This is a genomic window from Cupriavidus oxalaticus, assembly GCF_016894385.1.
Lineage (GTDB): Bacteria > Pseudomonadota > Gammaproteobacteria > Burkholderiales > Burkholderiaceae > Cupriavidus > Cupriavidus oxalaticus.
Window position 1 is genome coordinate 747804 of the sequence record NZ_CP069811.1, and the last position, 23197, is coordinate 771000.

Here is a 23197-nt window from a genome sequence, read left to right on the forward strand (position 1 = left end):
CAATGACATCGTCGATGGAACCGGATCATCCGGAAAGCCCGCGCGGCCAGGGCGTCGGCGCCCGCGTGGCGCGCAAGGAGGACGCGCGGCACCTGCACGGCAAGGGCCGCTTCGTCGCGGACATCGCCATGCCGGACCTGCAGGAAGTGGCGTTCCTGCGCAGCCCGGTGGCGCACGCCCGGCTGCTGTCGGTGACCAAGCCGTCCCGGCACGCCGCCGCGGTGATCGTGCGTGAGGACATGGCGGCGGCCAGCGACATCGTCGCCGACTCGGCCTTCCCGTCGTACCAGCCCTCGGCACAGCCGCCACTGGCCAGCGGCAAGGTGCGCTTTGTCGGCGAGCCGGTGGCGATGGCGTTCGCGCCCACGCGCGCCGAGGCCGAAGACATCGCCGAGCAGGTTGCCGTGTCGTTCGACGAACTGCCCGCGCTGGCCGACGTGACGCAGGCGCGCCAGCTTGCCGGCGAGGTGCGCGTGCACGAGCACTGGCGCGACAACACCTTCCTGACGCTGACCGCCGACAAGCACTTCGAGGCGCGCCAGCACGAGGCCACGGTCGTGGTGCGCCGCCAGATCGACCTCGCGCGGCAGTGCATGGTGCCGATGGAAGGCAAGGCGGTGCTGGCCTGCTGGGACCACCAGTTCGACCAGCTGGTGGTCTACAGCGCGACGCAGGTGCCGCACATGATCCGCACGATCCTGGCGCATTGCCTGGGGCTGGAGCAGGAGCGCGTGCGGGTGATCTCGCCCGACGTGGGCGGCGCCTTCGGCTACAAGTGCGTGCTGCAGCAGGAAGAGCTGTGCGTCGCCTGGCTGGCGCTGACCTACAAGCGCCCGTTCCGCTTTATCGAGGACCGGCGCGAGCACCTGACCGCCGGCGCCAACTCGCGCGAGCACCACTATGACCTGACGGCGTATGCCGATGCGCGCGGCCGCCTGCTGGCCCTCGATGCAAAGATCGTGATCGATGGCGGCGCCTATTCGGTGTGGCCGTTCACCATCGGGCTGGAGCCGGGGCAGGCGATCGGCAACCTGCCGGGGCCGTACGCCTTCGACGGCTACCGCTGCGAAACCACATGCGTGGCGACGAACAAGCCGGGCTTCGTGCCGTATCGGGGCGTGGCGCGTACCGGTGTCTGCTTTGCCATGGAGCTGATGATCGATGCCATCGCCCGCAAAGTGGGGCGCGAGCCGTGGGAGGTGCGCAGCGAAAACCTGGTGCCGCCCGAGGCCATGCCCTATGTCAACGTCACCAACAAGCATTTCGACGGCGGCGACTATCCCGCCAGCGTGCGCAAGGCCATGGAGATGATCGGCCTGCCCGCGATCCGCGCGCGCCAGAAGGCGGGGCCGCAGGGCAGCACCTATGTCGGCGTGGGTTTCGGCACCTACACCGAGCAATCGGCGCACGGCACCTCGGTGTTTGCCGCGTGGGGCACGCCGGTGATCCCGGGTTTCGATTCGGCGACAGTGCGGATCACGCCGGACGGCGGGCTGGAGGTGCGCGTGGGCGTGCATTCGCATGGGCAGGGCATGGAGACCACCTTCGCGCAGATCGCCAACGAGATCCTCGGCATCGATATCGCGCGGATCAAGGTGGTGCACGGCGATACCGGCCTGACGCCGTTCTCGACGGGCACGTATGCGTCGCGCTCGCTGGTGATGTCGGGCGGCGCGGTGTCGCGTGCATGCAAGGCGCTGCTGCCGCGCCTGCTGAAGATCGGCGCGCACATGCTGGGCCAGCCGCAGGATGCCGTGGTGTTCCGCGACGGCGCCGTGGCGGGCGGGGATGCTGGCACCACCGACATCGCGCGCATCGCCAACGCCTGGTACATCAACCCGCATTTGCTGCCGCCGGACGTCGACGCGCAAGGTCTTGAAGTGACGATGGGCTTCAAGCCGGCTGTCGATACCGGCAGCTTCACCTACGCCACGCATGCCGTGGCGGTAGAGGTCGATATCGATTCCGGCCACGTCGAGATCCTCGACTACGTGGTGGTGGAGGACTGCGGCACCATGATCAACCCGATGGTGGTCGAGGGGCAGACCTACGGCGGCGTGGCGCAGGGCATCGGCACCGCGATGTTCGAAGCCATGCATTACGACGGCAACGGCCAGCCGCTGGCGTCGACGCTGGCGGACTACATGCTGCCGGGGCCGACCGAGATCCCGTCGATCCGCATCCATCATTTCGAGACGCCGTCGCCGCACACGGAGTTCGGCGCCAAGGGCATGGGCGAGGGCGGGGCGATCGCGCCGCCGGCGGCGATCTTCAATGCCGTCAACGACGCATTGCGCGATTTTGGCGTCGAGCTGAAGGAAACCCCGCTGACGCCGCGCAAGATCCTGGAGGCGCTGGCTGCGGCCGAGGCCGATGCGCATAACCGGAAGGCAGCCTGAGCGATGAAAGCCGTTGCATTTTCTTACCACGCACCCGGCTCGCTGCCGGAGGCGCTGTCCCGCCTGGGCGCGGGCACGGATATATCCAAAGCCATGGGTGGCGGGCAATCGCTCGGGCCGATGCTGAACCTGCGCCTGACCCGGCCCGATACGGTGGTCGATGTGTCGGCGCTGCGCGAATTGCGCGACGTGACCGCAACCGCCGATGGCATCCGTATCGGTGCCTGCGTGACCCACGCGCAGATCGAGGACGGCGTGTTCGAGCCGCTGCGCGGCACCATGCTGCAAGGCGTTGCCGGTGGCATCGCCTATCGGGCGATCCGCAACCGCGGCACCGTGGGCGGCAGCCTCGCGCACGCCGATCCGGCCGCGGACTGGGTCGTGGCGATGACCGCGCTGGGTGCGCGCATCGAGATCGCGTCCGCGGCCGGCATGCGCGAAGTGCCGATGGAATCGTTCATGCTCGGCGCCTATACCACGGTGCTGGCCGACGGCGAGCTGATCGCCGCGGTGCGGGTGCCGCCGAAGACCGCGCACAGCCGCTGGGGCTACCACAAGCTGTGCCGCAAGACCGGCGAATTCGCCGAGGCCAGCTGCGCCGCATACTTCGACGCCAGCCGCCGCTTCGCCCGCATCGTGCTCGGCGCGCTGGACGGTCCGCCCCTGGTGCTGCCCGGCCTGACGCGCGCGGTCGCGGCGCAGGGCGCGGCCGCGCTGACGGCCGATGCCGTCGCCGAAGCCATCGCGCAAGCCGCACCGGGCAAGGACGCCATCGACCGCAAGCTGTACCGAACCGTCGTGATGCGCTGCGTCACGCAACTGCTGAACTGAGGAGCGCCGTGCAGACCATCGAATTCACCGTCAACGGCCGCCGGGTGTCCGGCGCGTGCGCGGACCGGACGCACCTGGGCGACTACCTGCGCGACACGCATCGCCTGACCGGCACTCACCTTGGCTGCGAGCACGGCGTGTGCGGCGCCTGCACCGTACTGGTCGACGACAAGCCGGTGCGCTCGTGCATCACCTTCGCCGCCGCCTGCCAGGGCGCCGACATCGTCACGGTGGAGGGCTACGAGGACGACGCGGTCATGGCCGACCTGCGCGCCGCGTTCAACCGGCACCACGCGCTGCAATGCGGCTACTGCACGCCCGGGATGCTGGCCACCGCGCGCGATATCGTGCTGCGCCTGCCCGATGCCGACGAAGCGACCATCCGGCATGAGCTGTCGGGCAACCTGTGCCGCTGCACCGGCTATATGGGCATCGTCGCCGCGATCCGCTCGGTGCTGGACGCGCGCCGCGCGGCCGCGGGTGTGATCGCGCGGCACGCCGGCGCGGTCACCGCCACCATGCCGTTCGCGGGCTTCGCGGTCGCGGAAGAGGCGCTGGGCGCGCAGCCGCATCTCGCGACGGCTGCCGGCGCCGAGCCCGAGCGCTCGGCTGACAAAAAGGGCTGGTCGCGCATCGAAGGCGGCTTCACCGTGCCTTATTCACTGGACGCGGTATGGGCCTTCATGGCGGACCTGCCGGCCGTGGCGGGCTGCCTGCCCGGCGCGGTGCTGACGGACGTGGCCGGGGAGAAGGTCAGGGGCCATATCGCCATCAAGTTCGGCCCGATGTCGGCAAGGTTCGAAGGCGCCGCGCGCCTGCAGCGCGATGACGCGAACAAGCGCGGCGTGCTGAAGGGGGCAGGGCAGGACTCGCTCAGCAACTCCAAGGCCGCGGGCGATATCGCCTACGCGCTCAGGGCCTTGTCCGCCGGCGAGACCGAAGTCGCGGTCGACCTGCAGTATTCGCTGCAAGGGCCGCTCGCCCAGTTCTCGCGCTCGGGGCTGGTACGCGACTTCGTGCGGCGGATGATTGCCGACTTCGGCAAGTCGGTGTCGCGCAGGATGGACCCCACGCTCAGCGAGGCCGAGCGCAACCAGGCCGTGCGCCTGAACCCCGTGGCGATGTTCTTCGGTGTGCTGTGGGAGCGTGTGAAGCATTTGTTCGGCGCCCGCTGAGCAACGCTGTCCAGGGAGGCGGGGGCGTGGCCCCCTTGCCCGCCTTACCCCGGATGCACTACAACCAGTAGTGCGGTGGCAGTGGTCTTGCCGCCATTGGAGATCGCATGTGCGACATCGGCCGCATAGCGCGCGGTCTCGCCGTGCCGCAGCTTCTTCTCGTCGGCGCCGGCGCGCACCGTCATCGACCCGCCCAAAACCGTCAGGTGTTCCTGCGTGCCGGCCTCGTGCGGCTCGGAGGCCAGCTCGCCGCCGGCCTGGATGGTCAGCTCATACCACTCGAAGCGCCCGGCCAGCTCGATCGGGCCCAGGATGCGCAGGTCGCAGCGGGTATCGGGGCTTTTCAGCGACGGGATCGCGTGCGGCTGGACCACGGTGATGCCGCTGCCGGACCGTTGCGCGGCGCCGCCGGCGAGGAAGTCGGCCAGGCTCACGCCGAGCGCATTGGCCAGTCGCCACAGCACCGCAACGGTCGGGTTGGCCAGGTTGCGTTCGATCTGCGACAGCATCGACTTGGATACGCCGGCGCGGCGCGACAGTTCGTCGAGCGAGAGGCGCTGCTGCTGGCGCAAGGCCTGCAGCGCCAGGCCGACGGCCGGCGGACCCTCTGCCTGCGGGGTCTGGAGCGGGGCTTGCGTCATGGATGGATGTTCGTTATATTGCGAAGAATGTTCGATATACAGAACACGTTCGATTTATCGATCGAATCCTAGCACATCCCCAGCACACCACTGCACATCACCGGGAGCCAGCCATGTCGAATGCCGAGGCATTCTACGCATCCATCCGCACCGAACTCGACGCGATCCGCGAGGCGGGGCTGTTCAAGCAGGAGCGCGTGATTGCCACGCCGCAGGGCGCGCGGGTGCGCACCACCGACGGCCGCGAGGTGATCAACTTGTGCGCCAACAACTACCTTGGGCTGTCGTCGCACCCGCAGGTGATCGAGGCCGCGCACGAGGCGCTGCGCACGCATGGCTTCGGCCTGAGTTCGGTGCGCTTTATCTGCGGTACGCAGGACCTGCACAAGACGCTGGAGGCGCGGCTGTCGGCGTTCCTGGGCACGGAGGACACCATCCTCTACGGCTCCGCGTTCGATGCCAATGGCGGACTGTTCGAGACGCTGCTGGGCGCCGAGGACGCGGTCATCAGCGATGCGCTCAACCATGCCTCGATCATCGACGGCATCCGCCTGAGCAAGGCGCGCCGCTACCGCTACCAGCACAACGACCTCGACGACCTGCGCGTGCAGCTGGCGCAGGCACGCGCGGACGGCGCGCGCTTCATGCTGGTGTTTTCCGACGGCGTGTTCTCGATGGACGGCACGATCGCGCGGCTCGACGAGATGCGCGCGATCTGCGACGAGCATGGCGCGCTGCTGGGCATCGACGAATGCCATGCCACGGGCTTCCTGGGTCCGCGCGGGCGCGGCACGCATGAGCTGCGCGGCGTGTTCGGCAAGATCGACATCATCACCGGCACGCTGGGCAAGGCGCTGGGCGGGGCCTCGGGCGGCTTCACCAGCGCGCGCCAGGAAGTGGTGGCGCTGCTGCGCCAGCGCTCGCGGCCGTACCTGTTCTCCAACACGGTGGCGCCGGCGATCGTCGGGGCGTCGATCGCGGTGCTCGATATCCTCGAAGGCAGCACCGAGCTGCGCGACCGGCTGGAACGCAGCACGAAGTTCTTCCGCGCGGGGCTGGACCAGCTGGGCTTCGACGTCAAGGCGGGCGAGCACCCCATCGTTCCGATCATGGTCTACGACGCGGAGAAAGCGCAGCAGCTCGCGCAGCGGCTGCTGGAGCTGGGCGTGTACGTGGTGGGCTTCTTCTACCCGGTGGTGCCCAAGGGCCAGGCCCGCATCCGCGTGCAGATGAGCGCGCTGCATGACGAGGCCGCGCTGCGGGCGGCGCTGGATGCGTTCGGCCAGGCCGGCCGCGAACTGGGGCTGATCTGATGGCCGACGGCACTCCCAGGATCCTGATCGTCGGCGCCAACGGCCAGATCGGCTCGGAACTGGCACTGGCGCTGGCCGAGCGCTACGGCCGTACCAGCGTCATCACCTCCGACGTGGTGCCGACCGGCCGGCACGTGCACATCACGCACGAGATGCTCAACGCCACCGACCGCGGCGAACTCGCCACCGTGGTCGAGCGCCATGGCATCACGCAGGTCTACCTGCTGGCGGCGGCGCTGTCGGCCACCGGCGAGAAGGCGCCGCAGTGGGCGTGGAACCTGAACATGACCAGCCTGCTCAACGTGCTGGAGCTGGCGCGGCAGACCGGGCTGGAGCGCGTGTTCTGGCCCAGCTCGATCGCGGCGTTCGGCCCGACCACGCCGTCGGTGGATACGCCGCAGAAGACCGTGATGGAGCCGACCACCGTCTATGGCATCTCCAAGCAGGCGGGCGAGGGCTGGTGCCGCTGGTACCACGCCAACCACGGCGTCGACGTGCGCAGCGTGCGCTATCCGGGGCTGATCTCGCACAAGACGCCGCCGGGCGGCGGCACCACCGACTATGCGGTCGACATCTTCCATGCGGCGGTGAAGGGCGAGCCTTACACATGCTTCCTGAAGGAAGACGAGGCCCTGCCGATGATGTACATGCCCGACGCGCTGCGCGCCACCATCGAGCTGATGGAGGCGCCGGCGGAACGGCTGGGCGAGCGCGGCAGCTACAACATCGCCGGCACCACCTTCACGCCCGCGCAGATCGCCGCGGCGATCCGCGAGCATGTGCCGGACTTCGAGATCCGCTACGAACCCGACTACCGCCAGGCGATCGCGCAAGGCTGGCCGGATTCGATCGACGATTCGGTCGCGCGCGCGGACTGGGGGTGGAAGGCGCAGTACGGCCTGAAGGAAATGGTCGCGGACATGCTGGCTAACCTGAGGGCGACGCTGGCCGCCTGAACGCTATGGCACGGCGGCGTCGATCGCGATCCGCACGCCTTCGCTGCCGACCGCCAGCGGACCGCTGCGCCCGACCAGGTCGCCCGACTGCGGCATGGCATTCCCGCTCGCGGAAATGCGCGCTTCCACCACCACCTGCGTATGTCCCGACAGCTTGCGGTCGGGCCGCATCGCCATCGCATCGTCCAGCGTGAACGTCAGTGGCAAGTCGCTGGCCTGCCGGCGCACCACCGCCAGCGGCATGCGCGAGCCGTCGGCAGGAAGGGCGTAGACGAAGAGGGTGTCGCCCGGCTGCGGCGTGCGTCCCGCCTTTTCGCTGAGCGTGACCAAGCCGGTAATCTTCGCCGGCTGCGCGGCGGAAGTGCCGCGCGCTGCGGCAAGGTTGGCGGCAACGCGTGCCGCGGTCTGCGAGTCCGGGGGCAGCAGCCGGTGCAGGTGTTCCCAGTAGCCGATCGCCGCTGCCTTGTCGCCGCGTTCCACCGCGGCGCTGGCCGCCAGCGCCAGCGCCTTGGGGTCATCCGGATCCAGCGCCAGCGCCCGGCTGATCTCCGCCATCGGCGCGCCTTGCAGCGAGCCATTGTCGAGGCTGGCCAGCACGTCGGCATAATCGGCGCGCAACCATGCCACGTCCGGCGCCAGCTCGACGGCGCGGGCGTAGGCCGCGGCGGCGTCGGCATACCGCTCCAGCACGCTGTAGGAACGCGCCAGCATGGCCCAGCCTTCGGGATCGGCAGGGGCTTCGCGCAGCCGCTGCGCCAGCTGGTTGACCATGCCTTCGACCTGCGCGCCGCTGAGCTGGTGCTGGCTGCTGGTCGCTTGCGGCACGTCGTCGGCGCGCCAGAGCGCGACGGGATTGCCCAGGTGCAGGTAGAGCAGGATGGCGGCGCTCGGCAACGCCGCCAGCAACGCTGCCGCGAGCAGCGGGGAAGTGCTGGCGCGGTGCGTGCCGACGGCGGCGTCCGCGGCTTCATCCAGCAGCCGGCGGCCGAGTTCGTCGCGGGCTTCGGCATGCCGGGCTGCGCTCAGCGTGCCCACCCGCAGGTCGGCGTCGAGTTCGCGCAGCTGGTCGCGGTACAGGTCGACCAGCAGCGTGCGCTCCGGCGTGCCAGGGTCCGGAATGGTGTGGCGGCGCAGCAGCGGCCACAGCAGCCCGGCCATGGCGGCGGCGATCAGTGCGGCGGCGAGCAGCCAGAAGGTCGTCATGGTTGGCGAGGGCCGGTGTCGGTGGCGTTGGCGGTATCGTTAAGCAAGCGTTCAAGGTCGCTGCGCGCGCCGCCGTCGAGCGCAGGGCCCGTGCCGCGATGACGCGCGCGGGTGCGTACGATCGCCCACGCCACGCCGGCAACCAAAAGCAGCGGACCAAACCACAACAGCCATGTCACCGGCCGCAGCGGCGGCCTGTACAGCACGAAGTCGCCATAACGCTGCGCCAGGTAGTCCTTGACCGCCTGGTCGCTGGCGCCGCCGCGCAGCTGCTCGCGGATCTGGCGGCGCAGGTCGACGGCAAGGTCGGCGTTGGAATCGGCCAGCGTCTGGTTCTGGCACACCAGGCAGCGCAGTTCATTGGACAGTGCATGCACGCGCGCATCGAGTTCCGCCTCGGTCGGCGCGGCGGCCGCCTGCATCGACAGGCAGCATAGCCACAGGGCAAGCGCGGCGCGCAGCCTACGCATGGCCGCCTCCCTGGCGCTGCAGCCGCTCGATCAGCGGGATCAGCTTCTGCTCCAGCACCTCGCGCGTGACCGGGCCGACCTGGCGGTAGCGCACCACGCCGTGCTGGTCGATGACAAAGGTCTCGGGCACGCCATAGACGCCATAGTCGATGCCCACGCGTCCGTCGGCATCGACCAGTGATGCCGTATAAGGGTTGCCGAGCCGCTGCAGCCAGTCGCGCGCGGCGCCGGCCTCGTCCTTGTAATTCAGGCCGTACAGCGGCACTGGCGCGCGCGCGGCGAAGTCGACCAGCACCGGGTGCTCGGTGCGGCAGGCTGCGCACCACGAGGCCCACACGTTCAGCAGCCACACCTTGCCGCGCATGTCGGCGGACGCCAGCGTGCGGCCTTCCGGCTCCAGCAGCGGCAGCGTGAAGGCCGGTGCGGCCTTGCCGACCAGCGGCGAGGGCAGCTCGCGCGGATCGTGGCGCAGCCCCGCGGCCAGCGCGACGGCCAGCGCCAGGAAGGCGGCGAGCGGCAGCAGGAAGCGCGTCATGCCGGTGTCTCCTCGCGCGTGGAGGCGAGGGCGGGCGCGGCGGGTGCATTCGCCGGTGCAGGAGCGGCTTCGGCCGCGACGCGGCGGCGCAGCCGGTAGCGCTTGTCGCACGCCGCCAGCAGGCCACCCAGCGCCATCAGCACGCACCCGGCCCAGATCCAGTCGACAAAAGGCTTGACGTGGATGCGCACGGCCCAGGCGCTGCCGTCGACATTCTCGCCCAGTGCCACGTACAGGTCGCGCGTGAGGCCGCTGTCGATCGCGGCCTCGGTGGTCGGCATGTCCTGGCTGCGGTAGATGCGCCGCTCGGGATGGAGCACCGCCACGCGCTTGCCGTCGCGCGCTGCGGTCAGCGTGCCGCGCAGCGCATCGTAGTTGGGGCCGGCGGCCTGCCTCACGCCGGCGAAGCGGAAGTCGTAGCCGCCGACGCTGACGGTATCGCCCGCGCGCATCGGCAGTTCACGCAGGCTTTCCTGCCCGGTGACCAGCGTCACGCCCGCGATGAAGATGCCGACGCCGGCATGCGCCAGCAGCATGCCCCAGTAGCTCGGCGCGAGCTGGCGCAGCGCGCTGAAGCGGCGCCCCTGCTGGTGGCGCAGCCGAGCCGCCAGGCTCGCCACCGCGCTCAGCACGCACCATGCCGCCAGCAGCAGCCCCAGCCCGGTCATGGCGGAGGCGTTGCGCAGCACCAGCAGCAGCCCCAGGCCGATGGCCACGCTGGCGATGCCGGCCCAGCGCAGCCGCTGCGCCATGTCGGGCAGGCTGCCATGGCGCCAGCGCGCCAGCGGCGCCGCGCCCATCAGCAGCACCGCGGGAGCCATCAGCGGCACGAACACCTGCTCGAAGTAGGCGGGGCCAACCGAGATCTTGCCCAGCCCCAGGACATCGACCAGCAGCGGGTAGAGCGTGCCGAGCAGCACCGTTGCCGCCGCCACCGCCAGCAGCACGTTGTTGGCCAGCAGCAGCGATTCGCGCGAGACCGCGGCAAACTCGACACGCCGCGACACGCACGACAGGCGCGGCGCGCGCCATGCGTACAGCGCCAGCGCGATGCCGGTGACCAGGCCGAGCAGGGCCAGGATGAAGATGCCGCGCTTGGGATCGACCGCGAACGCATGGACCGAGGTCAGCACGCCGGAGCGGACCAGGAAGGTGCCGAGCAGGCTCAGCGAGAAGGTGAAGATCGCCAGCAGCACGGTCCATGCGCGGAACGCCCCGCGCTTCTCCGTGACCGCGAGCGAATGCATCAGCGCGGTGCCGGCCAGCCATGGCATGAACGAGGCGTTCTCGACCGGGTCCCAGAACCACCATCCGCCCCAGCCCAGTTCGTAATATGCCCACGCGCTGCCAAGCATGATGCCCAGCGTCAGGAAGGCCCACGCCACCGTGGTCCACGGCCGCGACCAGCGCGCCCAGGCGGCATCCACGCGTCCGGCCAGCAGCGCCGCCACGGCAAAGGCAAAGGTCACCGAGAAACCGACATAGCCCATGTAGAGCAGCGGCGGGTGGAATACCATGCCCGGGTCCTGCAGCAGCGGATTGAGGTCGCGCCCCGCCATTGCCGGCGGCAGCAGCCGCACGAAGGGGTTGGAGGCAAACAGCAGGAACAGCAGGAAGCCCGCGCTGATCGCGCCCATCACGCCCAGCACGCGCGCCACCGCGGCCAGCGGCAGCTGGCGGCTGAAGTGCGCCACCGCCAGCGACCACAGCGCCAGCATCAGCGTCCACAGCAGCATCGAGCCCTCATGCCCGCCCCATACCGCTGCCACGCGGTAGGCCAGCGGCAGCGCGCTGTTGGCGTTGGCGGCGACATAGCGCACGCTGAAGTCGTTGGCGATGAAACTCCAGGTCAGCGCCGCGAACGACAACGCCACCAGCGCGCATTGCACGCGCGCCGCCGGCCGCGCCACCGCCATCCACGCCAGCCTGCCGCGCGCTGCCCCGGCCAGCGGCACCACTGCCTGCACCAGCGCGGCCAGCAGCGCGACGATCAGGGCAAAGTGTCCCAGTTCCGCAATCATTGGCGCGCTCCCTGCGCCGGCGCACCGGCCGCCATGCGGCGGTTCACCTGTTCGGCCTGCTTCAGCGCATCGGCGGCTTCGGGCGGCATGTAGTTTTCGTCGTGCTTGGCCAGCACCTCGCTGGCGACGAAGGTGCCGTCGGCTTCCAGCTTGCCGCGCGCGACCACGCCCTTGCCCTCGCGGAACAGGTCGGGCAGCAGGCCGCGGTATCGCACCGGCACCTGGCGCGCGGTGTCGGTGACGACAAAGCGTACGGTCATGCCGTCGCCTTCGCGCCGGATCGAGCCGGGTTCGACCAGTCCGCCGAGCCGGAAGCTGCGCGCCACCGGCGCCTCCTGCGCGGCCACCTGGCTCGGGCTGAAGAAGAACACCAGGTTGGAGCGGAAGGCATTGAGCACCAGCGCCAGCGCGATGCCGCCGCAGGCCAGGGCCGCGGCGAGCATGCCGAAGCGGCGCTGGCGCGGCGTCATCGGCGCGTGCCGGCCGGTTGCGCGCCGGCGCGGCAGCGGCGCGCCAGCAGCGCCAGTTCCAGCGCCAGCAGCAGCGCGCTCATGCCGAACGCGCCGGCGATGAAAATGCCATGGTGCCCGTAGGGCAGCAGCGACGACAGGCTCATGATATCTCTCCGTTGATTGGCACCTCGCCGCGCTCGCGCAGGATGCAGCGCACGCGCACCAGCGCCACGGCGATGGTGTACATCCAGCATGCCAGCGCCATCAGCAGCATGCCGGCCAGCATGGTGGCCGCCATCGACGGCGCCGCGGTCAGGCTGACGGAAGCGCCCTGGTGCAGCGTGTTCCACCATTGCACCGAGAAGTAGATCACCGGGATATTGGCCACGCCCACCAGCGCCAGCACCGCGCAGGCGCGCTCGGCGCGGCGCGGCTCGTCGATGGCGGATTCCAGCGCGATAAAGCCAAGGTACAGGAACAGCAGGATCAGTTCGGAGGTCAGCCGCGCATCCCAGACCCACCACGTGCCCCAGGTCGGCTGGCCCCACAGCGCGCCGGTCCACAGCGCCAGCGCCGTGAACAGCGCGCCGGTGGGCGCCAGCGCCGAGGCCATCATCGACGACAGCCGCGTGCGCAGCACCAGCGCCAGCGCGCAGTAGCCCGCCATGACCAGGTAGATGAACATCGACATCCATGCCGCCGGCACGTGGATGAAGATGATGCGGTAGACCTCGCCCTGCTGCGCGTCGGTCGGCGCCACGGCAAAGCCCACATACAGGCCGGCCAGGGCAAACAGCGCCGCCGCGGCGAAGAACCACGGCGCCATGCGCCCGGCCAGCGGATAGAACCGTACCGGCGCCGCATATGCCATCCAGGCGACACGCGCCTGCGGCGCCTCGGCAGTGTGCAGCGATGGCAGCGGCTGGCTCATGCCGGCGTCTCCATGGCGATGCGCAGCCCGGCGGCGGTGGCCAGCGGGCACAGGAACAGCGACAGCGCCAGGCATGCGCCCAGCAGCGAGAACTGCGGCACCACGTCGAGCCCGGCATCGGCGGCCGCCGCGGCGCTGGCGCCGAACACGAGCACCGGCACGCACAGCGGCAGCACCAGGATGCACAGCAGCACCGCGCCGCCGCGCACGCCCAGCGTCAGCGCGGCGCCGACGGCGCCGATCAGGCTCAGTGCCGGCGTGCCGACCAGCAGCGAGGCCGACAGCAGCAGCGCTGCGCTCCACGGCAGCCCGTATTGCTGCGCCAGCAACGGCGTCAGCAGCAACAGCGGCAGGCCACTGGTCAGCCAGTGCGCCGCGATCTTCGCCAGTACCAGCAGCGCCAGCGGATGGGGCGACAGCAGCAGCTGGTCGAGGCTGCCGTCCGCATGCTCCTGCGCGAACAGCCGCGACAGCGACAGCATCGACGCCAGCAGTGCCGTGACCCACAGGATCCCGGGCGCCAGCGCGCGCAGCTGCTGCGGCTCGGGGCCGAGCGCCAGCGGGAACAGGCTCGCCGCGATGACAAAGAACACCACGCTGCCGAGCAGGCTGCCGCGCCGGCGCCAGGACAGCGACACGTCGTGCGCGACGATGGCGGCCAGGGTGCGGGTCATGCCGGTGCCTCCAGCCGCAGCACCGCGCCGCCGGCACGCAGCAACTGGTGGGTGGCGATCACCGCCATGCCGCCCGCTGCCAGGTGCGCTTCGAGCTGCGCGTCGAAGCGCGCGCAGGCGTCGGCATCCAGCGCCGCCACCGGTTCGTCGAGCAGCCACAGCGCGCGCCGCGCCAGCGACAAGCGCGCCAGCGCCACGCGCCGGCGCTGGCCCTGCGACAGCGCGCGCACCGGTGTGCGCGCGACGCGCTCCAGCGCCTGCGCGGCGAGGGCACGGTCGAGCGCGCCCGCATCGCCGGCACCGGCCATGCGCGCGGCAAAGCGCAGGTTTTCAGCGGGGCTCAGGTCCGGGTCGATGCCATTGGCATGGCCGACATAGGCAAGCGCCTGCAGGTAGGCAGGATCGCCGGCGCGCACCGGCCGCCCCTGCCAGTGCAACGTGCCTTCGTCCGGCACGGCGAGGCCGCACAGCACGCGCAGCAGGCTGGTCTTGCCGCTGCCATTGGCGCCCAGTACCTGCAGCAGGCAGCCGGGCGACAGCGCCAGGTCGATGCCGCGCAGCACCGGGCGGCCGGCGCGCGACAGGCCCAGCCCTTCACCGCTCAGCGCGGGGGCGTGGTCTGGCCGGACGGCGGATGGCGGCACGCGTCATTTCTCCTCGGCCTTGGATACGTCTGGCAGGTGGTGCGCGATCCCCTTGTGGCAGTCGATGCAGGTCTTTTCCTTGTTGGCGAGATAAGTCGAGTGCATGGCCTGCGCGCGCGGGCTCTGCCGCGTGAAGTCCATCGACTGGTAGTCATGGCAGTTGCGGCATTCCAGCGAATCGTTGGCCTTGAAGCGGGCCCATTCGTGCTGTGCCAGCGTGAGCCGGTGCGCCTGGAACTTCTCGCGTGTGTCGACGGTGCCGAAGACCTTGGCCCAGACCTCCTTGGACGCCTGCATCTTGCGCGCCATCTTGTCGGTCCAGTTGTGCGGCACGTGGCAGTCCGAGCATTTGGCGCGCACGCCGCTGCGGTTGGTGAAGTGGATGGTGCCCTGCAGCTCCTGGTAGACGTTGTCGCGCATCTCGTGGCAGCCGGTGCAGAACTGCTCGGTGTTGGTCAGTTCCAGCGCGGTATTGAACGCGCCCCAGAACACCACGCCGGCGACAAAGCCGCCCAGTGTCAGGAAGCCCAGGCTGAAATACGCACTGGGCCGGTTGATGGTCCGCCAGTAGCGCTTGAGCAGGTCGAGCATGGCGCGCATCCGCAATGAGGTTGATGTCGTGGCCGGGCGCAGCTATCTGGTCGCTCCCTTATTTGGCCGCTCCCTTGGTGTCGGCCGCTCCTTTCGCGCCGGGCTTGCGCTTGAGCATCTGCTCGACATCGATGAAGCTATTGCCCACCAGTGGCTTGGCCTCCGCCTGCGGCACGTGGCATTGCGTGCAGAAATAGCGGCGCGGCGACACTTCGGCCAGCACGTTGTTGTCGCGGTCCATGTAGTGCGTGATGCTGACCGGGATCGCCTGGGTCTCTTCGGTGCGGGTGCGCGCGTGGCAGAACATGCAGCGGTTGAAATCCTTGTCGACCTGGTAGCCGTCGATCTTGTGCGGGATCGTCGGCGGCTGCATGGTGTAGTTGCGGTTGCGGCGGATGTCCTTGTTCTCGGTCGGGTACAGGATCGGGGCCTTGGCCTCGTTGCCGATGGGTGTGGGCCCGCGCATGGCATCGACCAGGCCTTGCTGCGGTTGCTGCTGCGCGCGCGCCGGCAGCGGTGCCGTCGCCAGCACCGCCAGCAGCAGCGTGAGCAAGGCCAGCAGTGGCAGCCAGGATCGACTCGGTTTCATGGCGTCTCCCTGTTGTATCGGCCGCGCTAGACCTTGACGATCTTGACCGCGCACTTCTTGAAGTCGGTCTGCAGCGAGATCGGGCAGGTCGCGTCCAGCGTTACCTTGTTGATCAGCTGGCTGGCGTCGAACCATGGCACGAACACCAGCCCGCGCGGCGGCGCGTCGCGTCCGCGGGTCTCCACGCGCGAGCGCATGCGCCCGCGCCGCGACACCACTTCCACTTCCACGCCGCGGCGCAGGCCCATGGCCCTGGCGTCTTCGGGGTGCATGAACACCACCGCGTTGGGGAAGGAACGGTACAGCTCGGGCACGCGCCGCGTCATCGAGCCGGAATGCCAGTGCTCCAGCACGCGGCCGGTGACCAGCCAGTACGGATACTCCTTGTCGGGCGATTCGGGAGGCGGCTCGTAGGGCAGGGCGAAGATCACCGCCTTGCCGTCCGGGTGGCCGTAGAACTGGTAGCCGGTGCCGGCCTTGACGTACGGGTCGCTGCCTTCGCGGTAGCGCCAGCGGGTTTCCTTGCCGTTGACCACCGGCCAGCGCAGGCCGCGCGCTTCATGGTAGGCGTTGAACGGCGCCAGGTCGTGGCCATGGCCGCGGCCGAAGGTGGCATATTCCTCGAACAGCCCCTTCTGCACGTAGAAGCCGAAGGCCTTGGCCTCGGCGTTGTTGTACTCGGCGCTGATTTCCTTGAGCGGAAACTTGTCGACCTGCCCGTTGCGGTAGAGCACGTCGAACAGGGTCTTGCCGCGGTACTCGGGCTTCTTCGCGATCAGGTCGGCGGGCCACACGTCCTCGACCTTGAAGCGCTTGGAAAACTCCATCAGTTGCCACAGGTCCGAGCGCGCATCGCCCGGCGCATCGACGAGCTGGTGCCAGAACTGCGTGCGGCGCTCGGCATTGCCATAGGCGCCTTCCTTCTCGACCCACATCGCGCTGGGCAGGATCAGGTCTGCGGCCAGCGCGGTGACGGTGGGATAGGCGTCGGACACCACCACGAAATTCTGCGGATTGCGGTAGCCCGGCAGCCCTTCCTCCATCAGGTTGGCCGCTGCCTGCATGTTGTTGTTGACCTGCACCCAGTACGCATTGAGCTTGCCGTCCTTGAGCATGCGGTTCTGCAGCACGGCGTGGTAGCCCGGCTTGTCGGGGATGGTGCCTGCCGGCAGCTTCCAGATGCGCTCGGCCTCTTCGCGGTGCTTGGGATTGGTCACCACCATGTCCGCCGGCAGCCGGTGCGAGAAGGTGCCCACCTCGCGCGCGGTGCCGCAAGCGGACGGTTGCCCGGTCAGCGAGAACGGGCTGTTGCCCGGCGTGGCGATCTTGCCGGTCAGCAAATGCAGGTTGTAGACCATGTTGTTGGCCCAGCTGCCGCGCGTATGCTGGTTGAAGCCCATGGTCCACAGCGACATCACCTTGATGTTGGGATCGGCATAGAGCTCGGCCAGCTGGTCGAGCTTGGCCTTGGGCACGCCCGACAGCTTGCTGACGGTATCGGCGTCATACTTGGCCACGAAGCGCGCGAAGTCGTCGAACGTGATCGGGCGCGAGGCGCCGGGATCGGCCGCGTTCTTGGCCGCCTTCTGCAGCGGATGCTCCGGGCGCAGGCCGTAGCCGATATTGGTCACGCCTTCCTTGAAGACGGTGTGCTTGTTGACGAAGTCCTTGTTGACCTTGTTGTTCTTGATGATGTAGTGGGCGATGTAGTTCATCATCGCCAGGTCGGTCTGCGGCTTGAAGATGACCGGGATGTCGGCCAGGTCGAAGGAGCGGTGCGTAAAGGTGGACAGCACCGCCACGCGAGTCTTCGGATGGCTCAGGCGCCGGTCGGTGATGCGGGTCCACAGGATGGGATGCATCTCGGCCATGTTCGAGCCCCACAGCACGAAGGCATCGGCGGCCTCGAAATCGTCATAGCAGCCCATCGGCTCGTCCATGCCGAAGGTGCGCATGAAGCCCTGTACCGCCGATGCCATGCAGTGGCGCGCATTGGGATCGATGTTGTTGGAGCGGAATCCGGCCTTGTAGAGCTTGGATGCGGCATAGCCTTCCCACACGGTCCACTGGCCCGAGCCGAACATGCCCACCGCGGTGGGGCCTTTCTCCTTCAGCACGCGCTTGAACTGCCGCTCCATTTCGTCGAAGGCGCGCTCCCACGTGACCGGCGCGAATTCGCCGTTCTTGTCGTACTGGCCGTTCTTCATGCGCAGCAGCGGCTTGGTCAGCCGGTCCTGGCCATACATGATTTTCGACAGGAAATAGCCCTTGACGCAGTTCAGCCCCTTGTTGACCTCGGCCTGCGGGTCGCCGTTGGTGGCCACCACCTTGTTGTCCCTGACCGCCACCGTGACGCCGCAGCCGGTGCCGCAGAAGCGGCACGGCGCCTTGGACCATTTCAGCTTTGTCACTTCGCTGTCCGTGACAAAGTTGGCGGCCCCGGCCGGCAGCGTGACGCCGGCCACCGACGCCGTCGCGGCGACGGCGGTCTGCTTGATGAAATCGCGGCGGGAGATGTTCATCTTGCGCCCTCCTCGTAGATGGTCTCGCTCATGGCTTCGGCGTCTTCGTTGTGCTGGTAGACAAGCGCGGCCGACAGCACGCCGGGGAGCTGGTGGAGGTAGGTGAGGTGCGCGGCAATGGCGCGCGAGGTGGGCGCTTCGATGGTGACCACGAGCTTGCCGGCATCGCTGGCGGCGTGGACCTCTGCGCCGGTGAGGGATTCGATGGCGCTGCGTACCTGCGCCACGCTGGCCGGATGCGCATGCACGACGATGCCGGCAATATGCCACTCGTCGCTGGCTGGCAGCGGCTGGATGGGAATCGCACATCTGGCTGCGGGCATGCGCATGCTCCGGTTCAATGCCGTTTCAGTCTGTGCTGCAGCTTGTTTTTTTATCTTACAACTCGCGCCAGCGGGGCGTGCCGCGCGTTCAGTGCGTTGGGGGACCGCTGACCAGCTGGGTCATCCAGACAATGAACCCATAGCCTGCCACGATGATGACGGAAAGTACCGGCACCATCACGGCGGTCAGAAACAGGAAGCTGCGCAGTTCTTCTTTCTTGCGCTGCGGATCGTGGACTTCCCCGGTTTCCATCATGGCTTGAAGTAATCGGTGAAAGTGGTCAGGCAATGCACCTGATGCGTAACACCATTAAAGGAAGCGTGGCCGAAGGTGTCAAGACTGCACTCGTGCGGCGTGCCGGCAGCCTGGGCAATGTCCGGTGCAACGGCTCATGCGATCAGCCCGCGCGCACGCGCCAACGCCACGGCTTCGGTGCGGCTTTGCGCGCCGAGCTTGGCGTGGATGCGGCGCAGGTGCGACTTGACCGTCAGTTCCGAGACGAACAGCTTCTGCGCAATCACCCGATTGCGGTATCCCGCGGACAGCATGTGCAGGACTTCGAGTTCGCGCGCGGTCAGCGGATCGGCGGATCCCGCGCTTGCCGCGGCAGGTTCTGCGCCGGGTGCGTTTGCCTGCGTACCGGCCACCGGCGCTTGCTGCAGCCGCGCCAGCACGCCGGTCACGAACGGCGCCGCCACGCCCAGCGCCGCCGCCTGCTGCAGGTGCGCGGCGGCCCAGTGGCGCAGCAGCGCGGACACGTGCTGGCCCTCGTCCAGGAAGCTGCGCACAAAGCCCTCATGGCTCGCCAGCCGCAGCGCGTCGGTGACATCCTGCAGTGCCGCATCGCGCTGGCCCAGGCCGTCGAGCGCGGCGGCGCGCAGCAGGCGCAGGCGGATCAGGCGCCAGTAGCGCTGGTGCGCGATGGCGGTGTCGATGGCAGGCTCGACCAGATCGAGAGCCTGCGCGAACTCGCCCTGCGCGATGGCGAGGCGGCAGCGCGCCACGCTAGGCCGCTCGATATCGTTGGCGTGGCCGGCGGCGTCGCCGGCTTCCCAGGCACCGTACAGCTGCGCGGCGCGCACCGCCTGCGCGGCGGCTTCGAGCCGGCCCTCGAGCGTGGCGACGCGTGCCCGCTCCAGCCACGCCGAGCACAACGCGCGTGCGGCATCGGCCTGCTGGCCGAGCTGCTCGAGCTCGGCCAGGCGCTGCAGCCACTGGCCGCGGTCGCCGCGCAACAGCGCCACGCGGGCGCTCAGCACGTGGCAGGCGATCAACGCGTCGGGCGGGCCATTGCCCTTGCTGTATGGCAGCGCATCGGCGAGCAGCCGCGCGGCCTGGTCGACGGCATCGTGCTCGTACAGCGCCTGCGCCCAGCAGATGTCGCTGGAAGGCTTGCCGCCGGTGACTTCGCCGGGGGGTGCGCTCCAGTCGCCCCAGCTGCCGCCGGAGGCCGCGCGAAAGCGTGCCAGCGCATTGCCGAGCCGGCCTTGCACCAGGTCGATGACGCCTTCCAGGCTGTCGGTGATGCCGCGCATCGGCAGCGGGCGCGGCGCGCGCTGCATGGCGCGCGACAGCACGCTGCGGGCTTCGTCGTAGCGGTGGGTGCAGAGCAGCGCATAGGCCAGCGAGTTGGCCAGGATGCAGTACTGGAAGCTGTCGTCCGGCGCGAGCCGGTGCAGGTGGGGCGTGGCGGCGTCGCGGCAGGCGTGGACCCGGTCGGCCATGGCCAGCACCACGCAGTGCAGCGTCTGCGCCTCCACCGCCAGGCCGGTATCGGCATCCGCCGCCTGCGCCAGGAACGGCTCGACCGCCGCCATCGCTTCGCCGTGGCGGCGGTTGAGCAGCAGGGCCCAGGCGCGCGTCAGGGCCAGCGCGGGCTGCTGGGCCAGCGCGGCCGGTGCCACCTGGTCGAACCAGCGCAGCAGCAGCCGCACGCGGCCGGTGGCCAGCAGCGTGCCGGATTCGCTGGCAATCGCGGCCAGCGCCTCGTCGTGGTGGCCGGCCTGCAGCAGGTGGTCCACCGCGGGCACCGGGTAGCCGTTGGCCAGGTACCAGCGTGCGGCGGCAAGATGCAGCTGCGGTGCGCGCCCCGGCGCCTGCGCGGCCAGCCGGTGCTGCAGGAAGCTGGCAAAGAGACGGTGGTAGCGGTACCAGTTGCGCTCGGCGTCGAGCGGGAACAGCAGCAGGTTTGCGCGTTCCAGGTGGTCGAGCATCTGGCGCGCGTCGCCGCGGCCGGTGAGCGCATCGCACAGCGGCGCGCTGAGCTGGCCGAGCACGCTGGTGTCGAGCAGGAAGGCGCGGCAGGCGTCGGACTGCCGCGCCAGGATGTCTTCGGCAAGGAACTCGCCCAGTTCCAGGTGCGTGCCGGAGAACGATGCGACAAAAGCCGCGTGGTCGCTGCGCTGCTGCAGCGACAGTGCCGCGAGATAGATCGCCGTGGCCCAGCCCTCGGTGCCGCGGTGCAGCGTGTCGATGTCGGGGTCGCGCAGCGGCAGGCCGCAGCGGCCGCGCAGCAGTTCGGTGGTCTCCTGCAGCGAAAAGCGCAGCGCCGCCGGCGTGATCTCCAGCAGCTGGCCCCGTGCGCGCAGCCGCCCCAGCCCGATCTCCGGCGTGGCCCGCGACCCGGCCACCAGCGTGCCGCACTGTGGCAGCGCCGCGATCAGCTGCTGCAGAAAGTCGAGCGCGGGCGCGCCATGCAGCGTTTCGAGATCGTCCAGCACGATCGCGAACGGCTGTGACGCGCTGGCCACCCGCTCGAGCAGGGCGTGCGCCAGCCGCGGGCCGCTGCCACCGGTCTCGGCCGACGCCCCGCGTTTGCCGCGCAATGGCGCCAGGCCCGCTTCCAGGTGCGCCAGCAGGCGCTCCAGGTCGTTGTCGCCGGCATCCAGGCGCAGCCAGGCGACCGCGTGATGCTGCGCCACGCAATGCGCGGCGTATTGCTGCATCAGCGTGGTCTTGCCGAAGCCGGCTGCGGCGCGCAGCACGATCACGCGCGCCGCGCGCGCTTCGGCCATCTGCGCCACCAGGTGCGGGCGGTGCAGCATGGCCGCATGCGCCACCGGCGGCGCGAGCTTGGAGGCAAGGACGGCGGGCCTTGGCGGTTCGGCCCGGGATGTGGCGTGAAGGGCAGGCGGTTGCAAGGACGTTCCTGGCGCGGGAGCGCGGGTGGGGGCTGGAGAGCGGCCGATTCTTCCATGGCCTCAGGGTTGCGTCCTAGTTCGTTTGGACGATTTTGGCGGCCGGCGGGATTTTGCTCCTTTCGATGGACGACACTGCCGCGCGCTGCGCCTAAAGTGGCCCGCACGCGCCGCTGGGTGCGCAGCAGGGGAGCAAGACTGGCACCTGTTCGGAACGGCACGCAGAGGCCGACCGGCAGCGTGGCGCAGTCCGAGCCGGCACGGGCGCTGCCCGGATGCGGCCAATGACAGGGAACCAAGGAGACAAGCAATGCAGCAAGGCAGGCGCAGGGTACTGCGGCAATTGGGGCTTGGCGCCGCGGGCGCGGCACTGGCGGGAACCGCCTGGACGGCACGCGCACAGGGCGCGGCCTATCCCGGGCGCACGGTGCGCATCGTCATGCCGTATGCCGCGGGCGGCACCGGCGACGTGGTTGCGCGCACCATCGCCGATGGCCTGGCCAAGGCCTGGGGCAAGGCGGTGGTGGTCGACAACCGGCCCGGCGCCGGCGGCATGATCGGTGCCGACATGGTGGCCAAGGCCGAGCCCGACGGCTATACGCTGCTGTTCGCGCTGACCGGGCTGGTGCAGGCGCCCAGCCTCTATACCAGGGCGACCTTCAACCCGGTGCGGGACTTCGCGCCGATCTCGGAACTGGCAACCTCCCACCTCGCGCTGGTGGTGCAGCCCGACGTGCCCGCTGCCAACATCAGGCAGCTGGTCGAATACATCCGCAAGCTCGGCAAGCCGCTGCCGTACGGTTCGTACGGGCTGGGCTCGAGCGGGCACCTCTACATGGAGATCTTCGGCCGCAACGCGGGCGTGCCGCTGACGCACGTGCCGTACAAGGGCGAGGGACCGATGCTCAACGACCTGCTCGGCGGCCAGTTGCCTGCCGGCATGGTGGCAGCGGTGTCGGCACGCCAGCATGCGCGCACCGGCAAGCTCAAGGTGATCGCCGTCGCCGGGCAGGCGCGTTCGCCGCTGCTGCCCGACGTGCCAACGTTCCAGGAGGGCGGCGTGCCTGGCCTGGAGCGGCAGGGATGGATCGGCCTGTTCGCGCCGACGGGAACGCCACGCGACATCGTCGACAAGGTGTCGGTCGACGTCAATCGCGTGCTGACCAACGCCGACCTGCGCGCGCGCATGGTCGAACTCGGCATCTTGCTGAAGGGGTCATCGCCGGCGGCGTTTGCCGACGTGGTGAAGCAGGAGCAGGCCTACTGGGCCGAGGCCATCCGCGCCTCGGATATCCGGCTCGATTGAACGAAAGAACGGGCGGCCGCGCCGCCCCGTCCCGCTCCATGTGCCACGCCTACTGGTAAGTCACTACCATCACGTAGCCGTCCGGCCTGCCGCGCCGCCCGCCGAGCAGGCTGCGGAACACCGGCTCCACGCGCATCTTCGCCGTCGCAACACGCGCGTGCGCGCCGGCGCGCGCCGGTGGCATTGGCACCGGTGCCGAGACTGTCCGTCCCGAAGCATCGACGCAGCGCGCCTGCACCTGCACCGCCGTGGGCGTGAAGCCGCATGACGGATTGGCGATGGCGCCGCGAAACGTGATCGTGCCTGTCTGCGCCGCCGCGATGCCGGCCAGCGCCAGCGCCAGGACTCCACCCGCCATCAGCTGCCCGGTGATGCCGGGAACTGTCCCGCTTCGTTTCATTGATCTCATGTCATCACTCCGCTGTCGGTGTCGTGCGGATGCAAGCCTCCGAGCGATGCGGTGCTGCCACTGCGCGACCGGAA

The 23197-nt window shown here is 69.5% G+C and carries 23 protein-coding genes; 6 read left to right on the forward strand and 17 right to left on the reverse strand.

Going from position 1 to position 23197, the window contains the following annotated elements; genetic code table 11:
* Positions 1-2: 2 nt before the first annotated feature.
* From JTE92_RS03290 to JTE92_RS03300, 3 genes are read left to right on the forward strand one after another with little or no spacing between them, the layout of a single operon-like run.
* On the forward strand, positions 3-2399 hold the full coding sequence (locus JTE92_RS03290; RefSeq protein ID WP_116386952.1) for a xanthine dehydrogenase family protein molybdopterin-binding subunit: 2397 nt from the start codon (positions 3-5) through the stop codon (positions 2397-2399).
* Between the two features lie 3 nt (positions 2400-2402).
* On the forward strand, positions 2403-3230 hold the full coding sequence (locus tag JTE92_RS03295) for an FAD binding domain-containing protein (protein WP_063241900.1): 828 nt from the start codon (positions 2403-2405) through the stop codon (positions 3228-3230).
* Between the two features lie 8 nt (positions 3231-3238).
* Positions 3239-4405 carry a xanthine dehydrogenase family Fe-S subunit gene (locus tag JTE92_RS03300; RefSeq protein WP_063241899.1) on the forward strand — a complete coding sequence of 389 codons (1167 nt, stop codon included), beginning with the start codon at positions 3239-3241 and terminating at the stop codon, positions 4403-4405.
* Between the two features lie 44 nt (positions 4406-4449).
* Here JTE92_RS03300 and JTE92_RS03305 read toward each other — a convergent pair whose 3' ends face one another.
* Positions 4450-5046 (reverse strand): helix-turn-helix domain-containing protein, encoded by a 597-nt coding sequence (locus JTE92_RS03305; protein ID WP_063241898.1) that lies wholly within the window; start codon positions 5044-5046, stop codon positions 4450-4452.
* Positions 5047-5159: 113 nt separating this feature from the next.
* Here JTE92_RS03305 and kbl point away from each other — a divergent pair, with 113 nt between their 5' ends.
* Positions 5160-6359: a glycine C-acetyltransferase gene (gene kbl, locus JTE92_RS03310; protein ID WP_063241897.1), complete on the forward strand. Its 1200-nt coding sequence runs from the start codon at positions 5160-5162 to the stop codon at positions 6357-6359.
* The gene (locus JTE92_RS03315; RefSeq protein ID WP_063241896.1) at positions 6359-7315 is read left to right on the forward strand and encodes an L-threonine 3-dehydrogenase; all 957 of its coding nucleotides are present in this window, start codon (positions 6359-6361) and stop codon (positions 7313-7315) included. Before kbl ends, JTE92_RS03315 begins: the two co-directional genes overlap by 1 nt.
* Positions 7316-7318: 3 nt before the next feature.
* Here the strand turns inward: JTE92_RS03315 and ccmI are convergent, their stop codons facing one another.
* The 15 genes from ccmI to JTE92_RS30685 all read right to left on the reverse strand — a co-directional run bounded on the left by ccmI (position 7319) and on the right by JTE92_RS30685 (position 21411).
* On the reverse strand, positions 7319-8518 hold the full coding sequence (gene ccmI, locus JTE92_RS03320) for a c-type cytochrome biogenesis protein CcmI (protein ID WP_063241895.1): 1200 nt from the start codon (positions 8516-8518) through the stop codon (positions 7319-7321).
* Positions 8515-8988: a cytochrome c-type biogenesis protein gene (locus JTE92_RS03325; RefSeq protein WP_063241894.1), complete on the reverse strand. Its 474-nt coding sequence runs from the start codon at positions 8986-8988 to the stop codon at positions 8515-8517. Before JTE92_RS03325 ends, ccmI begins: the two co-directional genes overlap by 4 nt.
* Positions 8981-9523, reverse strand: coding sequence for a DsbE family thiol:disulfide interchange protein (locus JTE92_RS03330; RefSeq protein ID WP_063241893.1), 543 nt, complete (start codon positions 9521-9523; stop codon positions 8981-8983). The genes JTE92_RS03325 and JTE92_RS03330 overlap by 8 nt, the downstream gene beginning before the upstream one ends.
* Positions 9520-11544, reverse strand: a complete 2025-nt coding sequence (locus JTE92_RS03335; protein ID WP_063241892.1) for a heme lyase CcmF/NrfE family subunit — start codon at positions 11542-11544, stop codon at positions 9520-9522. Before JTE92_RS03335 ends, JTE92_RS03330 begins: the two co-directional genes overlap by 4 nt.
* The gene (ccmE, locus tag JTE92_RS03340; protein ID WP_063241891.1) at positions 11541-12014 is read right to left on the reverse strand and encodes a cytochrome c maturation protein CcmE; all 474 of its coding nucleotides are present in this window, start codon (positions 12012-12014) and stop codon (positions 11541-11543) included. The genes JTE92_RS03335 and ccmE overlap by 4 nt, the downstream gene beginning before the upstream one ends.
* A complete protein-coding gene (locus JTE92_RS03345) occupies positions 12011-12160 on the reverse strand; it encodes a heme exporter protein CcmD (protein WP_116386951.1) in 150 nt (49 codons plus the stop codon). Before JTE92_RS03345 ends, ccmE begins: the two co-directional genes overlap by 4 nt.
* Positions 12157-12927 (reverse strand): heme ABC transporter permease, encoded by a 771-nt coding sequence (locus JTE92_RS03350; protein WP_063241890.1) that lies wholly within the window; start codon positions 12925-12927, stop codon positions 12157-12159. Before JTE92_RS03350 ends, JTE92_RS03345 begins: the two co-directional genes overlap by 4 nt.
* The gene (ccmB, locus tag JTE92_RS03355) at positions 12924-13601 is read right to left on the reverse strand and encodes a heme exporter protein CcmB (protein WP_063241889.1); all 678 of its coding nucleotides are present in this window, start codon (positions 13599-13601) and stop codon (positions 12924-12926) included. Before ccmB ends, JTE92_RS03350 begins: the two co-directional genes overlap by 4 nt.
* Complete coding sequence (gene ccmA / locus JTE92_RS03360; protein ID WP_371136898.1) at positions 13598-14245, reverse strand: cytochrome c biogenesis heme-transporting ATPase CcmA; 648 nt, start codon at positions 14243-14245, stop codon at positions 13598-13600. The genes ccmB and ccmA overlap by 4 nt, the downstream gene beginning before the upstream one ends.
* 3 nt (positions 14246-14248) lie before the next feature.
* On the reverse strand, positions 14249-14836 hold the full coding sequence (locus tag JTE92_RS03365) for a cytochrome c3 family protein (RefSeq protein ID WP_063241936.1): 588 nt from the start codon (positions 14834-14836) through the stop codon (positions 14249-14251).
* A 58-nt stretch (positions 14837-14894) separates the two neighbouring features.
* On the reverse strand, positions 14895-15425 hold the full coding sequence (locus JTE92_RS03370; RefSeq protein ID WP_063241888.1) for a nitrate reductase cytochrome c-type subunit: 531 nt from the start codon (positions 15423-15425) through the stop codon (positions 14895-14897).
* Positions 15426-15451: 26 nt separating this feature from the next.
* Positions 15452-17947: a periplasmic nitrate reductase subunit alpha gene (gene napA, locus JTE92_RS03375; protein WP_063241887.1), complete on the reverse strand. Its 2496-nt coding sequence runs from the start codon at positions 17945-17947 to the stop codon at positions 15452-15454.
* Positions 17944-18270 (reverse strand): chaperone NapD, encoded by a 327-nt coding sequence (locus JTE92_RS03380; protein WP_084254812.1) that lies wholly within the window; start codon positions 18268-18270, stop codon positions 17944-17946. The genes napA and JTE92_RS03380 overlap by 4 nt, the downstream gene beginning before the upstream one ends.
* An 88-nt stretch (positions 18271-18358) precedes the next feature.
* Entirely contained in the window at positions 18359-18523 is a 165-nt protein-coding gene (gene napE, locus JTE92_RS03385; RefSeq protein WP_084254811.1) for a periplasmic nitrate reductase, NapE protein, read from the reverse strand.
* A 137-nt stretch (positions 18524-18660) separates the two neighbouring features.
* Complete coding sequence (locus JTE92_RS30685) at positions 18661-21411, reverse strand: winged helix-turn-helix domain-containing protein (RefSeq protein ID WP_063241884.1); 2751 nt, start codon at positions 21409-21411, stop codon at positions 18661-18663.
* A gap of 307 nt (positions 21412-21718) precedes the next feature.
* Here JTE92_RS30685 and JTE92_RS03395 point away from each other — a divergent pair, with 307 nt between their 5' ends.
* The gene (locus tag JTE92_RS03395; protein ID WP_063241883.1) at positions 21719-22714 is read left to right on the forward strand and encodes a tripartite tricarboxylate transporter substrate binding protein; all 996 of its coding nucleotides are present in this window, start codon (positions 21719-21721) and stop codon (positions 22712-22714) included.
* Between the two features lie 49 nt (positions 22715-22763).
* Here JTE92_RS03395 and JTE92_RS03400 read toward each other — a convergent pair whose 3' ends face one another.
* On the reverse strand, positions 22764-23114 hold the full coding sequence (locus JTE92_RS03400; protein WP_232353472.1) for a hypothetical protein: 351 nt from the start codon (positions 23112-23114) through the stop codon (positions 22764-22766).
* Positions 23115-23197 lie beyond the last annotated feature (83 nt).

Bases quoted from the DNA above. Each gene is read 5' to 3' on its own strand.
- ccmE (WP_063241891.1), bottom strand. From the start codon at position 12,014: ATGACGCCGCGCCAGCGCCGCTTCGGCATGCTCGCCGCGGCCCTGGCC.
- JTE92_RS03335 (WP_063241892.1), bottom strand. From the start codon at position 11,544: ATGATTGCGGAACTGGGACACTTTGCCCTGATCGTCGCGCTGCTGGCC.
- JTE92_RS03290 (WP_116386952.1), top strand. From the start codon at position 3: ATGACATCGTCGATGGAACCGGATCATCCGGAAAGCCCGCGCGGCCAG.
- JTE92_RS03305 (WP_063241898.1), bottom strand. From the start codon at position 5,046: ATGACGCAAGCCCCGCTCCAGACCCCGCAGGCAGAGGGTCCGCCGGCC.
- napA (WP_063241887.1), bottom strand. From the start codon at position 17,947: ATGAACATCTCCCGCCGCGATTTCATCAAGCAGACCGCCGTCGCCGCG.
- JTE92_RS03395 (WP_063241883.1), top strand. From the start codon at position 21,719: ATGCAGCAAGGCAGGCGCAGGGTACTGCGGCAATTGGGGCTTGGCGCC.
- JTE92_RS03325 (WP_063241894.1), bottom strand. From the start codon at position 8,988: ATGCGTAGGCTGCGCGCCGCGCTTGCCCTGTGGCTATGCTGCCTGTCG.
- JTE92_RS03350 (WP_063241890.1), bottom strand. From the start codon at position 12,927: ATGAGCCAGCCGCTGCCATCGCTGCACACTGCCGAGGCGCCGCAGGCG.
- ccmB (WP_063241889.1), bottom strand. From the start codon at position 13,601: ATGACCCGCACCCTGGCCGCCATCGTCGCGCACGACGTGTCGCTGTCC.
- JTE92_RS03365 (WP_063241936.1), bottom strand. From the start codon at position 14,836: ATGCTCGACCTGCTCAAGCGCTACTGGCGGACCATCAACCGGCCCAGT.
- JTE92_RS03400 (WP_232353472.1), bottom strand. From the start codon at position 23,114: ATGAAACGAAGCGGGACAGTTCCCGGCATCACCGGGCAGCTGATGGCG.
- JTE92_RS03345 (WP_116386951.1), bottom strand. From the start codon at position 12,160: ATGAGCCTGTCGTCGCTGCTGCCCTACGGGCACCATGGCATTTTCATC.
- JTE92_RS03295 (WP_063241900.1), top strand. From the start codon at position 2,403: ATGAAAGCCGTTGCATTTTCTTACCACGCACCCGGCTCGCTGCCGGAG.
- ccmI (WP_063241895.1), bottom strand. From the start codon at position 8,518: ATGACGACCTTCTGGCTGCTCGCCGCCGCACTGATCGCCGCCGCCATG.
- JTE92_RS03315 (WP_063241896.1), top strand. From the start codon at position 6,359: ATGGCCGACGGCACTCCCAGGATCCTGATCGTCGGCGCCAACGGCCAG.
- kbl (WP_063241897.1), top strand. From the start codon at position 5,160: ATGTCGAATGCCGAGGCATTCTACGCATCCATCCGCACCGAACTCGAC.
- JTE92_RS03370 (WP_063241888.1), bottom strand. From the start codon at position 15,425: ATGAAACCGAGTCGATCCTGGCTGCCACTGCTGGCCTTGCTCACGCTG.
- JTE92_RS03380 (WP_084254812.1), bottom strand. From the start codon at position 18,270: ATGCCCGCAGCCAGATGTGCGATTCCCATCCAGCCGCTGCCAGCCAGC.
- JTE92_RS03330 (WP_063241893.1), bottom strand. From the start codon at position 9,523: ATGACGCGCTTCCTGCTGCCGCTCGCCGCCTTCCTGGCGCTGGCCGTC.
- napE (WP_084254811.1), bottom strand. From the start codon at position 18,523: ATGGAAACCGGGGAAGTCCACGATCCGCAGCGCAAGAAAGAAGAACTG.